Annotated in this window: 12 protein-coding genes; 3 read left to right on the forward strand and 9 right to left on the reverse strand. The window is 44.3% G+C overall.

The features are described from left to right. From ACK8P5_RS19860 to ACK8P5_RS19870, 3 genes are all read right to left on the reverse strand, one after another. Positions 1-501 (reverse strand): Lrp/AsnC family transcriptional regulator, encoded by a 501-nt coding sequence (locus ACK8P5_RS19860; protein ID WP_379249146.1) that lies wholly within the window; start codon positions 499-501, stop codon positions 1-3. Positions 502-686: 185 nt separating this feature from the next. After that, entirely contained in the window at positions 687-1,070 is a 384-nt protein-coding gene (locus ACK8P5_RS19865) for a spore coat protein (protein ID WP_422657980.1), read from the reverse strand. Between the two features lie 23 nt (positions 1,071-1,093). After that, entirely contained in the window at positions 1,094-1,330 is a 237-nt protein-coding gene (locus ACK8P5_RS19870) for a hypothetical protein (protein WP_422657981.1), read from the reverse strand. 147 nt (positions 1,331-1,477) lie between these two features. Between ACK8P5_RS19870 and ACK8P5_RS19875 the strand changes: the two genes are divergently transcribed. Continuing rightward, the gene (locus ACK8P5_RS19875) at positions 1,478-2,719 is read left to right on the forward strand and encodes an NAD(P)/FAD-dependent oxidoreductase (protein ID WP_422657982.1); all 1,242 of its coding nucleotides are present in this window, start codon (positions 1,478-1,480) and stop codon (positions 2,717-2,719) included. Positions 2,720-2,803: 84 nt separating this feature from the next. On the opposite strand, the gene ACK8P5_RS19880 is transcribed toward ACK8P5_RS19875, so the two are convergent. The 4 genes from ACK8P5_RS19880 to ACK8P5_RS19895 form a co-directional block, all read right to left on the reverse strand. Beyond that, positions 2,804-4,009: an MFS transporter gene (locus ACK8P5_RS19880; protein ID WP_422657983.1), complete on the reverse strand. Its 1,206-nt coding sequence runs from the start codon at positions 4,007-4,009 to the stop codon at positions 2,804-2,806. A gap of 172 nt (positions 4,010-4,181) precedes the next feature. Further along, the gene (locus ACK8P5_RS19885) at positions 4,182-4,733 is read right to left on the reverse strand and encodes a hypothetical protein (protein ID WP_422657984.1); all 552 of its coding nucleotides are present in this window, start codon (positions 4,731-4,733) and stop codon (positions 4,182-4,184) included. A 161-nt stretch (positions 4,734-4,894) separates the two neighbouring features. Beyond that, on the reverse strand, positions 4,895-5,314 hold the full coding sequence (locus ACK8P5_RS19890; protein ID WP_422657985.1) for a DUF350 domain-containing protein: 420 nt from the start codon (positions 5,312-5,314) through the stop codon (positions 4,895-4,897). Positions 5,315-5,467: 153 nt separating this feature from the next. Next, positions 5,468-7,837, reverse strand: coding sequence for an endonuclease MutS2 (locus ACK8P5_RS19895; protein ID WP_422657986.1), 2,370 nt, complete (start codon positions 7,835-7,837; stop codon positions 5,468-5,470). A gap of 162 nt (positions 7,838-7,999) precedes the next feature. Between ACK8P5_RS19895 and ACK8P5_RS19900 the strand changes: the two genes are divergently transcribed. Next, complete coding sequence (locus tag ACK8P5_RS19900) at positions 8,000-8,353, forward strand: phage holin family protein (protein ID WP_422657987.1); 354 nt, start codon at positions 8,000-8,002, stop codon at positions 8,351-8,353. Between the two features lie 165 nt (positions 8,354-8,518). Next, the gene (locus ACK8P5_RS19905) at positions 8,519-8,908 is read left to right on the forward strand and encodes a cytochrome C oxidase subunit II (protein ID WP_422657988.1); all 390 of its coding nucleotides are present in this window, start codon (positions 8,519-8,521) and stop codon (positions 8,906-8,908) included. A 119-nt stretch (positions 8,909-9,027) separates the two neighbouring features. On the opposite strand, the gene zapA is transcribed toward ACK8P5_RS19905, so the two are convergent. Continuing rightward, positions 9,028-10,884 carry a cell division protein ZapA gene (gene zapA, locus ACK8P5_RS19910; RefSeq protein ID WP_422657989.1) on the reverse strand — a complete coding sequence of 619 codons (1,857 nt, stop codon included), beginning with the start codon at positions 10,882-10,884 and terminating at the stop codon, positions 9,028-9,030. A gap of 227 nt (positions 10,885-11,111) precedes the next feature. Further along, positions 11,112-13,562 (reverse strand): phenylalanine--tRNA ligase subunit beta, encoded by a 2,451-nt coding sequence (gene pheT, locus ACK8P5_RS19915; RefSeq protein WP_422657990.1) that lies wholly within the window; start codon positions 13,560-13,562, stop codon positions 11,112-11,114. Positions 13,563-13,581 lie beyond the last annotated feature (19 nt).

The raw sequence follows: 13,581 nt of genomic DNA on the forward strand, positions 1-13,581 counted from the left end.
TTACGGCGAGATCAGGAGACGATTGTCTTCTTGACGTTCTTCATAGATAATCCCGTCTTGTTTATATTTTTTTAGTATAAAGTTTGTTTTGGTCGACAATACGGAGTCGATAGGAGACAACTTCTCAGATACGAAGTTCGCGACCTCTCTCAAATTCCGGCCTTCCACCTCTACAAGCAGATCATATGCCCCCGACATCAGATATACGGATTTTACTTGAGGAAATAAGTAGATACGCTCTGCAATACCTTCAAAGCCTCTCCCTCGTTCTGGTGTAATCTGCACTTCAATAAGAGCGGTGACTTTTTCTTCCTCCACCTTACCCCAGTTAACGATAGTCGCATATTTTACGATAACATGATCATCTTCAAGCTCCGTAATTGCAGACTTTACTTCCTCTTCCTTCACGCCGAGCAAAGTAGACAACAGAGCCGGAGATCTTCTCGCATCTTCTTTCAGCAAGTCAAGCACTTTCAATTTCAATTCGCTTAGCTCTTCCATTTGTAGTCCTCCAGCGTTTATTTCAGGAAAGCTCGAACATATAACGACTTCCCTGTAAAGAGATTAATACTTATATTACAATATCTCGGGCGATCTGTGCAAAGAAAAAACCGACCACTCTTTCGGCAGATGCCTCAGGACGGTCGGTTTCTTTATGCTTTAAGTTATATAGCAAAGGTTAAATACTAATGAGAAGGTCGTACATTGGTTGGATGCTGATTTACATTCGCCTGATGCGATGTTACAGCAAGCCCAGAAGTCTTTTGGCTAATCAGTTGTCGTGTCTGTTGACTAGTCTTCTGCGCTTCTTGCAGCTGTTTATCCAATTCATTCTTCATGGCATGCGGAATAGGGGCTGCATACTGCTTTTGCTGCTCAATCAGCTGGTACATATCCCCTTGCATTTTGAGTGTATCGGCTGTCAGATTACTGAACATGTTCCGAACTGTCGGACATACCGATTCCGTCGTTGCTGTTGTGTACTCTTTCACAGATCGCTTTAGTTCATTCAGGATCGTGTTCAGCAAATCCTCTTCTGGCAAAAAGGAACCCCCGCTTGGAGATGGCATTTGATTTCCTCCTTTATTGTTTCTTAATGAGCTTGAGTAGGTGCAATCGCTTGATGACTTTGAAGGGCTTGAATCAGTGTGTCCATGTGGTTTTCATGCTTTTGCATAAAACCCATAAGTGCCTGCTGAACAGACGGATTCTGAATGGATGCTGCCGTTGCAGCACAATGTTTAGCGAGTGAGCTCTCATTAGAAATACAGTCCACAATGTAATCCAGTTCTTTCGAAGTTAGAGGCTGCATTTGGTTACTAGATGGCATATTGATATTGTCCCCCTTCCATATTAGGTGCACATATGTAGTATGCCTTTATCGTTCATTTCTATGACACGCAATAAATACCTGAGCATTGCTAATACTGAGACTAGAATTTTTCTTACACATAAATAAGGATGAGGAGAGTGTACAATGATGAAGTTAAGAGAAGGAAATGCCCCTTGGCGCGGTTTAGATACAAGCGAATACAATCTTAAGCACTCTAGTCTAGAGGATAACCAATCTTGTGAAGTGGTGATCATTGGTGGTGGCATGAGCGGAGCAATAACCTCGTATGTGCTGTCCAAGCAAGGAACCGATACGATTCTACTTGAACAAGAAGAGATTGGGAGCGGTAGCAGCTCAGCTAATACGGGGCTGCTGCAGTATATGAATGATGATATGTTAACACAGTTAATCCAAACGTTTGGGGAACAAAAAGGGGTCGGTTTCTACAAGTTGTGCGAGAATGCTGTCGAACGACTGTCACAAATCGCAAGCAATCTTTCATTCGATGCTGAATTTAGACGCCGCAGTAGTCTTTATTACGCCTCTGATGAGAAGGATGCAGGTAAAATTCGTACAGAATTCGACAACCTTTCTCGTCACGGGTTTCAAGTTGAATATTGGGATCGTGATCGCATAAAGTCATTTTTCCCTTTTTCAAAATCAGCTGCACTATACACACCTAGAGATGCAGAGGTTAACCCTTATAAAATGGTCCAGACCCTAATCTTTGATGCGGTCAAACAAGGACTCAAAGTGTATGAACACAGCGGAGTAGAGCATGTCGATTATTCGGAGAATGGTGTCACCGTTAAAACCAAATCAGGCAGTGTTAAGGCGAAGACGATCATCTGGGCAGCAGGATATGCCGCACAAGAGTGGAAACCGGATCGGTTGGCTAACCTCGATAGTACGTATGCAATTATGACGCAGCCTGTTGAGGATTTGTCTTCTTGGTACGAACGCGCTCTAGTCTGGGAAACCAAGCGCCCGTATCTATACATGAGAACAACATTAGACAACCGAATCGTTGTGGGTGGACTAGATGAGCCGCTGACAGATAAGGGACTATCCCAAGAAAAAATCACAAAAAACGGACAGACGCTTCTGAAAAAAGTTCAAGATCTTTTCCCTACCCTAGGCAATCTCTCGATCTCCCACGCCTGGGCAGGCGTATTCGGCACGAGTAAGGATGGAGCGCCCATGATTGGTCGTCATCCTGAATATCCCCATAGCTATTTCATTGAGGGCTACGGTGGGAATGGTACGGTCTATAGCATGATTGCTGCTGACTTGCTCGCAGAGGCCGTAACCGGCAAAGAACCCGATGTACTGAACTGGTTCTCCTTCACTCGTCCCCTCAAGACAAACGTCTCGGCTTCAAGCTAATTGATACGCTATACAACAAACATGTAAAGCCACTTGAGCATAAACCTCAAGTGGCTTTTTCTAATCTCCTATAACAGCTTTTATTCATGCAGTTGTCTGCCGCTCTTTCATTATTTTTCGCATGAATAACCATGTTCCAATGGGTGAAGCACCTAGCACAAGCAATAATAATGTGATGGTAACCGGATCTTGCCGTATAGACAATACAAGTAAAAAGACGATCAGGCCAATTATTCTTCCAAACATGAGGCTGATTTCTCTGACCACAACAAGCTCCACTCTTCTCTCTACGTTTCTCGGGCTCGCTCCCATTAGATCAAAGCTGATTGAGATGGCTGGTAGCGTGAATAGTGGAATAAACAATGAAGTACCTGTACCCAGAATTAGTAAAGTCATATAGTTCACTTCCCACAATAGTGGTAATATAACAAGCAGCATCATAACCGCCCCTATGAGCATACCTGTGCTGCGATACGCCGGTTTAAACCATTTTCCAGCAGCCCAATAACTAACCAGTGAAACTGCTGAAGTGATGAGCATAAACTGTCCCAGCTTTGATTCCCGATTCGTAGCACTAAAGACGAGTAGTATGATGAGAAATGAGAACACGCCCTCTCGTATGCCCTGCATTACCAAACCGCATATCGTAGAGCGCCATGCTCCATCCGTTTCTTTTAGCCTTCGAATTCCTTCCATCCATTCATACTTACCGTTAACTTCTCTCTTCTTCAGGAAAAAGCTAAGCACGACAGTCCCTGCAAAGATAACCATCGACACGCTAAAAATAAATCGATATCCTTGATCACCATGCATCAGTGTAATGAGCAGTCCTGATAACCACGGGCCAACAATCCCAGTCATGGATCCTAGCAGCCCTACCCAACCATTAAACCAGTCGCGATTATCTGGATCCGTCACTTCAAAATAAACGACGTTAAATGCGATCCAGAATAGCCCAAGAGATATGCCAAGCATTAAGCCAAGTGGCCAAATATAATAAACTGCGTTCTGTCCAGCACCAAGAATACATAGATAAAATAATCCCGACACGGCGATGCCAAGCCGGAGCGCATTCATCTTGTTTCCTTCCTTTACCCACTTGCCCGCAATCCAGAAGGTCAGTCCCAGTGCAATTTGCTGTGCCACCGTAAACCATGCGATCATCAGGTAATCTTGTCTGCTCTTCCATAAATATATATTTAGAAAAGTTCCGGATAGCGCGCTGGCCAATACAAACAAACCGTTTACCGTGAGCAACAGCACGGCTTGGCGGTCCCTAGGTTGTTTCATATGCATCCACCCCTTCAGCAGAAATCTATGGTTACACTTCAAGTAACTTGCCCTAGAATAGGAAGGATCATAACATTTTTTAATAAAAACCAAATGAACTTTCATAAAAAAGATACAACATAAAAAAGGGCAGCCATAGGGCTGCCCTTTCGTTCTATATAATTAATAATTGTTATTTCTTAGTCAATCCCTCAATTAATCGCAAGCGATCATCTTCAGCAAGACTATATTGCACTTGGAAGCAACCTGAACAAATATATACATTCATGTCGAACGGTGGCTTTAACAACGCACCTGTAATCGGCAGTACGGCAGGATGAAATCCTTCCTCATTCACACGCTGGGTTCCTGCAAGCATCATGTATTCACGACAGTGGAAGCATTCAGGCGTCTCATCCTGATGGTCAAGAACTTGTTCCACTGCTTCCTCGTATGCCATCAGATCATGAGCTTCACCATACTTGTCGATTGTTCGAATTGCTGGAACTGTTCCTTCTTCAGCTCCCCAAAATGGCTTATTCAGTATTCCTTCATCATCATAATCTTCAAAGGAATCTTCCAGTTCTTCCTGAGGTTCCATCTCATCGTCAGCATCATCAAGTGCAACGCTAAGCGTACGATATCCCTTTAACTCATTCTCACAGTGAGGACAGTTCTCTTCAGGGCCAATCTCTTCATCCCATACGATTTCAGTCTGACACCATGGACATATGGTCGGTTCCATCAATCATTCATCCTTTCATTATACAAAGGGCTATTTCTCATAACCCACATTAATTCCACATCAAGTATACTATGCCTGCCATGAAAAAGATCAGGGCTGCCGCAAACAATACTCGCGGTAAATATTTCATAAAATGATTCCTCCATTCAAGTTGAAGCGACTCATATTATGCTCGCGCCTATTATAAAAGATAATGATGTAGTGATGATCAATACAATCAAGCCTACAGCTCGATTATCCTTACCAATCTCTTCATCAATAGAGAACACAGGCGTTAAGAATTCGAGCAGCAAATATGCCGCAAGCAGCAGAACGAAGCCTAAGAAAGACCATTTCATCATATCATAGACCGTTGTATGGGCTTCAATGGTGTAGCGCATAACATTGCATATACCGAATATTTTACCGCCCGTAGCCATCGCTGCAGCAACGTTCCCCTTACGAATTTCTTCCCAACAATTGTACTTCGTAACCAGTTCAAAGCAAGATAAGTATACAATTAACGCTAAAATTGCAACCGAGAAATAGCCGACAAGCACACCTACAGGGTGAGCTAGCAACTGATCGATACTCTCCGTCATTCCCCCGCGTTCCTCCCCGAAGTTGATGGACCGCTAACGCTTTAGCAGTCCATCTTGTCGTAATGCAGATGTTTAAGCATTTAACATTTCCACAAAATGCCCGCTTAGTTGTATACGAGTTAGACGAACCGTCGGTTCCCAATTTATTTGCGTCTATTTCAGTTCCGCAATCGTAACTCCTGTACCACCTTCGCCGTAATTTCCTAGACGATAGCTTTTTACATGTTTATGTTTACGTAAATAATCTTGAATACCTGTTCTTAAAATTCCCGTTCCTTTACCATGGATAATAGAAACCTGACCTAAGTTCCCCAAAAATGCCTCATCCATAAAACGGTCTACCTCAATAAGCGCCTCTTCAAGATTTGCACCTCGAAGATCTAGCTCCTTCCGAATGTTCGCATCCCGGGTACGCTTAATCGTCGTAACGTGACGTTGACCTTGTGATTTGCTCGCTGATGCTGCAGCAGATACAAGCTCCAGATCATCCAGAGACACCTTCATCTTCATGATACCAAGCTGAACAAGTGCTTCTTTGGCACCGGCCATCTCTACAACATGTCCCTTCTGGTTCAAGCTATATACCATGACCTCATCACCAGGCTCAATGGATCTTTTAGGCTTATTATTACGTTGTCCAGTAGCTTTACGCTTCTGCTCTGGTTCTGCCTCATCCAGACGCTTACGGGCAGCAATAAGCTTATGCTCTTTAACTGAAGCGCCTTCTTCTTGAGCAAGCTTTCGCAGATCCGTAATAATCTCTTCAGCTTCGCTTCTTGCCTTGTCCACAATCTTCTTCGCATCCTCACGAGCTTTATCAACCAGCTTATCACGCTGCTCTTCAAGCTTGGCAAGCTCCTGTTCATGACGACTGCGAAGTTCCTCCATCTCTTTGCGAAGAACCTCTGCCTTCCCACGCTCTGTTTCGGCCGCATGACGATTCTCCTCGAGGGAGGCAATCATATGTTCAACACGCTGATCCTCTTCCTTCACTTCACCACGCGCATAATCAAGGATCATCCCTGGAAGTCCAAGACGTTCTGCAATAGCAAAAGCATTGCTTCGTCCCGGAACCCCTATCAATAACCGGTAGGTCGGACTAAGCGTATTAATATCAAACTCCATGCTTGCATTAATTACACCTTTACGTTCGTAAGCATAAGCTTTAAGTTCAGAATAGTGAGTGGTTGCTATCATGCGGCATTCCATCCGGTGAATATGCTCCAAAATAGCAATAGCAAGTGCAGAGCCTTCTGCTGGGTCCGTTCCCGCACCAACTTCATCTAGAAGTACGAGACTTTTTGGCGTCATGTTCTTCAAGATACGAATGATATTCGTCATGTGACTAGAGAAGGTGCTAAGGCTTTGTTCGATACTTTGTTCATCACCGATGTCTGCATAAATCGCGTCAAACACGCACATCTGACTTCCTTCTTCTGCAGGAATGAACATTCCAGACATGGCCATCAGATTTAGTAAACCAATCGTTTTCAGTGTAACCGTCTTTCCTCCGGTATTCGGCCCCGTAACAATAATAGAGGTGTAGGAGTTACCCAATTCGACATCTGTCGGCACAACTTGCTCTATAGGTATAAGTGGATGGCGACCTTTTTTAAGCTTTAAGTAACCGCGATCATTCATCCGCGGCAAAGAGGCTTTCATGACATGAGCAAGGCGTGCTTTAGCAAAAATAAAATCCAGTTGGCCTGTAATATCGATGTCAATGGTTAACAAATCCGCTTGATCACCTACAAGAGCAGTTAACTTTTGCAAAATAATCTCGATCTCACGTTCTTCTTTCATACGTGTTTCACGCAGCTTATTATTCATAGCAACAATCGATTCCGGTTCGATGAATAGTGTCGCACCTGAACCAGACTGATCATGAACAATTCCACCGAAATAAGAACGGTATTCTGCTTTTACGGGAATAACAAACCGGTCACCACGAATCGTTATGAGCTGATCCTGGAGCATTTTAGCAACCGACTGTGAGCGGATCATACCATCGAGTTTTTCTCGAATACGTACTTCACCATTCCTCAGTTCCCTACGGATTTGAGCAAGCTCACTACTTGCGGAATCCATGACTTCTGCGCTCTCATCAATGCAAGCTTTGATCGCATCTTCCAGCGGCTTCTGCTCTGAGATCAGGTCACTAAGGTTATATAAAATTTCAACAGGTTCATCTTCATGAATCTGTGCTATAAAACGTTTTAACCGACGTGAACCCATGATTGTATTCGCAACGGATAGCAGTTCATGAGGGTTTAGCGTCCCGCCAATTCGAGCACGCTTCAATGAATCGTTAACATCCGTTATTCCGCCGAATGATGGACTTCCCTTCAGACGATCAACGGTATATGCTTGGTCGGTCGCTGCAAGCAGCTGTTTCACATCTTCCAGTTGAACGGATGGTTTTAGTTCTTCTACAGCTTTTTTACCCATGGAAGTCTGTGTATACTGTGACAATGTATTTAAAACTTTTCGATATTCCAACGTATGCAAAATCTTGTCATCCAAGAGTTCACAACTCCTCTCAATCAATGCCTTTATTATAGCCGACACCTTCAATTTTCGCCATTTTTCAAGCTCTTTAGCGATAAATCCTTCCAGACATAACTCCATGTACAACTGAACACACTAAATTTGCGGTCAATTGCAGTTTATAAGGAGGTGCAACCAATGCAGTTTCTCGGGCACGTTGTTCGATTTATTGTTTCCGCGCTCGTTCTTATGCTGGTCGGGTGGATCGTGCCTCAGTTCAGTGTTGGCGGATTCGGAAGCGCACTACTACTCGCTTTGGTTATTGCCGGTTTGGGTTGGATCATTGAAAGCGTCTTTGGAACGCGAGTGACACCTTTCGGACGCGGAATCGTGGGATTTCTGGTCAGTGCACTTGTGATTTATCTAGCTCAGTTCATTGTTACCGATGTTAGAGTAACGGTTCTTGGATCCCTACTCGCCGCACTCGTTATTGGTATCATTGACCTGTTCATCCCTCTCGCAGCTCCTTTTGATAAAACCCGAGCCAAGTAGTACTTTCTTCATTTACACCAAGAAAGGCCCCTGTCGCATGAACAGGGGCTTATTCATGCATCAATATTCACCAATTATACATATTCATTCCTACTCACAAACCATTTATTTGAGTTATCATATATAAGATATGACACAAAATATTAATAGTTGGGAGAGAATGTTATGAGAAAAACACTTGCATTAATCGCATCCTGTATGTTGCTCTTTGTTTTGGCGGCCTGCGGTGGAGATAAAGACGCGGCGCCTTCTAATGGGACTGGCGTAACCGATACTGGGGTTGCACCTGAAGCGGAACTAACGATTACTGGCTCCAACTATCATTTTGATCAAGAGACATACACACTGAAAAAAGGCGTACCTGTCAAAATCACTTACAAAAACGAACAAGGTAACCACGGGGTATTAATCCCAGCACTCAATTTACAACTCGATAGCAAGAACAACACAGCAGTTGTAACACCAGACAAAACAGGCGAATTCGATATTTCATGCTCTGTTATGTGTGGTACAGGTCATACCAAAATGATCTCCAAATTGATCATTGAAGAATAAGGATCTAGCATCAATCATGTGGTCTTAAAGACATAACAATAACCTCCAGGAATACAAGGGAAAAGTCACTTGTGAACCTGGAGGTTTTCTGTGTTACAAAAAAAAGGATTTCCTCACGATTAACGGTGATCTTGTTCTATTAATTCAATCCATTCATTATATTCAACCTGTAGCTTAGCATACTCTTCTTGAAGCTTCTTATGCTCCTCCTGCAGCTTATCCGACTTCTCAAGCTGGATTTCTCGTTCTGCTTGAAGCAATCGATACTGATGCATAACCATTTCATACTGCTCACCGAGCTGAGACAGTTGCTCTGATGCACTGTTCTTCTCATCTTCAAGCTGCTCACAAGTCTGACGAGATGCAGCGATTTCCTGGCGCCAAGAGTCCATCTCATCTTTCAAATTGCCTTCCAGCTGCTCCCACTTCTCCCGTTCTGCAACGAGAGTTTCATATTTACCTCGCCATTCTTCCATCTCTTCTTCTGCTAACTTTAACAGCTCGCCTTGTTCCTGTTCCCGGCTATCACGCTGAGCTGATGCCTTGCGCAGCTCCGCGAGCTGATTCGAAACTGTATCATACTCTTCTTCAAGCATCACGTATAGCTTACGAGTCTCTTCATCCCGAGCTACAGCTTCTCTGCTAACTTTCTCAAGCTCTTCAACTTTGAGTTGAAGCTCACGTCTCTCTGCCTCCAACGATTGCTGTCTACCTTTATTCTCTTTGGCTTCATCCTTGAGCACATTCAGTTCTTCTTGAAGATCCTTCATACCTTCTTCTAGTGTCTCTGAAATCTCAAGTGCCTCTACCATACGCATTTCAAGATCTCCAATTTCATCTTTGCGTTGTTCAGCAAGTGTACTCCATGACTTCACTTCATCATTAAGACGCTGAATATCATCATGCAACTTGCGGGAAGTCTGATTCGCATCTACAACGAGCTTCTGCAAGCGACGGCGCTCTTCTTCTGACTTCACCGCTTCCTGTGTAAGCCGCTCGCGCTCTTCTGTAAGCTGCAAGACATTCGCTTTAGACGTCCTCAGTTCCTTAGTCGTGTTATCAAGCTGCTGTCTTGTCTGCTGAAGCGTATCTTTTAATTTGGATGTCTCTCCCTTTAACGCGGCAAGCTCTTTCTCCGTTCCAGTCAGGCGAGTCTGTAGACTGTTCCCCGTACTCTGCAAATCTGCAATCTTTTTCTCCAGAGCTTGGACCGTCGTTTTGTGCTGCTGCTCCTGCTGTGCAGCGGACTGCTTGTAATTCTGCTCCAACTGCTGAACCACCTGACTCTGCTTCTGCTCCGACTGCTGGGAAGCCCGTTTATGATTCTGCTCCAGTTGGTCTGTCTTTTGCTTATAATTCTGCTCCAGCTGTTCTGTCTTTTGCTTGTGATTCTTCTGCAGCTGCTGAATTTGCCCTTCATGCTGACGTTTCAAATCCTCGATTTCCTGCTTATGACGCTGCTCAAAATCAGCTGTCTGCTTAGCAAGACGCTGCTCTAACTCTAGCTTCTCTTTCTGAATCTTAGCTACTTGCTCCAATTCTTTATGCAAGAGCTCCTTGCTGCGCTCCACTTCAGCGGTCAAATTCGTTTTGATTTCGCCAAGCTCAGTAGCAAGAGTTGTCTGCTCTTTCAACTTCGTTTCAAGCTCTTGTTTCTTCTCTTGATAAGTTTCTTGCTGTTCTGTTTGAAGTGCTTGAATACGCGCCAACTCAGAGCGAAGTTCACTTCGTTCGGCGGTTAATAGCTTAACTTCGTTCTGGAACTGCTGCATTTGAACAGCTTCTTCAGCCATATGTACAGCTGCAAGTACAGCTATCCGCGGTGTATCTAAGCGGTTATGAGCCTTTGAAATCGTTCGCATACGATCATCGACATAATTGGCTACCTGTTTCATATATTCGCCGCTGCTGCCTACTAGTTTATAGGAAGTTCCGTAGATTTCTACGGTAACACGTGTACGATCTGGTGTAGTCACAGTTGTGCCCTCCTTCAATTGTGTGTTGATTCTATGATGTCTTTACGATCGTGCTTCTTTCTACATTATATATGAGAAAGGCCCTCTAGACGAACTTCATGAACGCTCGACCGTAATTTTCCTGTATATGATCGATCAGGAAGTCTGCTCCCCTGACCATAACGTTATTCTGAACACCTAAAAAACCGCATCGAATGTGTATTCGATGCGGCTTTCCCCAATTCCTTCTATTTTCTCAATTCTGCCCCAAAACTTTGCTCAAGTGCTTGAACAGCTTTTTCATTGGCAGCTGCAACTTCTTCATCCGTAAGCGTCCGATCCTGATGACGATACGTTAATGAAATAGCTACACTCTTTTTACCCTCACCTAGCTTGCTTCCAGTAAAGACATCAAACACCTGTACATTTTGCAGAAGTTCTCCTGCATTCTCACGAATAACCCGAATCAGAGATCCAGCTTCAACCGTCTCATTAACCACGATTGCTAAATCACGCTCCATTGCAGGGAAACGCGGAAGATCGCGATACTGTACACGATTGTTTGCAAGAAGATAAAGAGGATCAAGTAAAATTTCAGCTACATACGTATCCTCAAGATCCTTATCCTGCTGAATCTGCGGATGAAGCTGACCAAGTGTACCCAGCTTTATTTTTTTCTCACCATCTTGTACATATACGGATGCGGAACGTCCAGGGTGGAAACCGTCAGGTTGATCAGCCTCATAAGTGATTTTCTCGCTATCCATACCAAGTACATCAAACACCGCTTCAAGCGCACCCTTCAGATCGAAGAAATCAACCTTCTCAGGCTGTACATTCCACTGCTTGTTTCCAAGGCGACCCGTCAATAACAAACCAAGTACTGGTCTTTCTAATGGCTGCTTAGTCAGTGTATCTTCATGCGTGTGGAATAGGTTACCGATCTCGAACAGGGCAAGATCTGAATGTTTGCGGTTAGCATTGTAAGCGGCAATATCAAGTAGCTGAGGGATCAGACTTGTACGAAGAACACCACGATCCTCACTCATAGGCATTGCCAGCTTCACGGCTTTTCCTCCATCACCAAGAGACGTGAATTCTTCTGCTTGTTGTGGATGAATGAATGAATATCCAAGCACTTCCTGCCATCCTGCATGTGTCATAAGATGACGGATACCACGGCGAAGAGCCTGTGACTTTGTCAATGCTCCCGGCGTTGTAGGACCTTCAATAGCTGTTGTCGGAATATTATCATAACCGTACAAACGAGCAATTTCCTCAATAAGATCTACATCAAATTGGATATCACCACGACGTGTTGGGACCTGTACTTCAATCATGCCCGTATCTAAATCTCCACAAGCGAAATGAAGACGAGCAAAGATTGTTTTCACTTCCAGCAGAGACAAGTCTGTGCCAAGATAACGGTTCAGTTTCTCAAGTGAAAGTTCAATTACTTTCGGCTTCGCAGTTTCTTCACCAGCCTCCACGATTCCTTGATGAACCTTACCTCCAGCATATTTCGCCATTAGAGCAGCCGCACGATTCAGTGCAGGGATGACCATTGCCGCATCCACTTCCTTCTCAAAGCGAGAGCTTGCTTCAGAACGAAGACCCAACTGACGTGATGTTTTCCGAACCGTTCCACCATCGAATTTAGCCGATTCAAGGAAGATATTAACGGTTCCATCTGTCACTTCGGAATCCAGACCACCCATGACACCAGCCAGTGCAACAGGCTTATCTCCTGCTGTAATGACAAGCATATGCGGCTCTAGGCGTCTCTCTTGACCATCAAGCGTAGTCATCGTCTCGCCTTCTTTAGCCATCCGAATGTGTATCGCTCCGTCAGCCAGTTGATCTGCATCAAATGCATGCAGCGGCTGTCCGTATTCAAGCATAACGTAGTTGGTGATATCTACAATATTGTTGATTGGGCGAACACCTGCGGCCATTAAACGATTCTGCATCCAGAGCGGAGACGCTCCTACTTTTACACCTGTAATATAACGGGCGGTGTAATGAGGGCATTGCTCAATGGCATCGATCGAAACCGACACATGATTTCCCGCTGCATCACTAACTTCTACTAATTCTTTATCTGGTTTAGGAAGGGAAATCTCCCGTCCCAAAATAGCACTTACTTCATACGCTGCCCCAATCATACTCAGACAGTCAGAACGGTTGGGTGTCAAGTCTAGCTCAAGCACTTTATCGTCAAGTCCAAGCACCTTGGTGATTGGTTCTCCAACTTCTGTATCTGCAGGCAGTACCAATATTCCCTCCTGCAAATCTTTTGGCAACAGCTTATCGTTCATGCCCAATTCTTTTGCAGAGCAGATCATGCCCTGGGAAAGAACACCACGCAACTTCGCCTTCTTGATGTCAAACCCGCTCGGGAGTTTTGCTCCGATCATGGCTACAGGTACCTTCTGACCTGCATCTACATTCTTTGCGCCGCATACGATCTGTAGATCTTCTTCTTGACCTGCATCCACGATACAAATGTTTAGTTTATCCGCATCAGGGTGCTTCTCCTTACTCTTCACATAACCGACAACCACTTTATTGATGCCTTGATTGCGATTCTCAATGACATCAATTTCGATACCTGCCGAGGTGATGCGGGTTGCCAGCTCTTCAGCTGATACACCTTCCAGGGAAATATACGTAGACAACCATTCCGTTGATACTCTCATGACCGTTCACTTCCTTCTT

The organism is Paenibacillus sp. EC2-1, assembly GCF_049311625.1.
GTDB lineage: Bacteria > Bacillota > Bacilli > Paenibacillales > Paenibacillaceae > Paenibacillus_AQ.

What these genes read in the sequence shown, in the direction of transcription:
- ACK8P5_RS19875 (WP_422657982.1), top strand. Translation starts at nt 1,478, where the DNA reads ATGATGAAGTTAAGAGAAGGAAATGCCCCTTGGCGCGGTTTAGATACA.
- ACK8P5_RS19885 (WP_422657984.1), bottom strand. Translation starts at nt 4,733, where the DNA reads ATGGAACCGACCATATGTCCATGGTGTCAGACTGAAATCGTATGGGAT.
- ACK8P5_RS19900 (WP_422657987.1), top strand. Translation starts at nt 8,000, where the DNA reads ATGCAGTTTCTCGGGCACGTTGTTCGATTTATTGTTTCCGCGCTCGTT.
- ACK8P5_RS19865 (WP_422657980.1), bottom strand. Translation starts at nt 1,070, where the DNA reads ATGCCATCTCCAAGCGGGGGTTCCTTTTTGCCAGAAGAGGATTTGCTG.
- pheT (WP_422657990.1), bottom strand. Translation starts at nt 13,562, where the DNA reads ATGAGAGTATCAACGGAATGGTTGTCTACGTATATTTCCCTGGAAGGT.
- ACK8P5_RS19890 (WP_422657985.1), bottom strand. Translation starts at nt 5,314, where the DNA reads ATGACGGAGAGTATCGATCAGTTGCTAGCTCACCCTGTAGGTGTGCTT.
- ACK8P5_RS19880 (WP_422657983.1), bottom strand. Translation starts at nt 4,009, where the DNA reads ATGAAACAACCTAGGGACCGCCAAGCCGTGCTGTTGCTCACGGTAAAC.
- ACK8P5_RS19905 (WP_422657988.1), top strand. Translation starts at nt 8,519, where the DNA reads ATGAGAAAAACACTTGCATTAATCGCATCCTGTATGTTGCTCTTTGTT.
- ACK8P5_RS19860 (WP_379249146.1), bottom strand. Translation starts at nt 501, where the DNA reads ATGGAAGAGCTAAGCGAATTGAAATTGAAAGTGCTTGACTTGCTGAAA.
- ACK8P5_RS19870 (WP_422657981.1), bottom strand. Translation starts at nt 1,330, where the DNA reads ATGCCATCTAGTAACCAAATGCAGCCTCTAACTTCGAAAGAACTGGAT.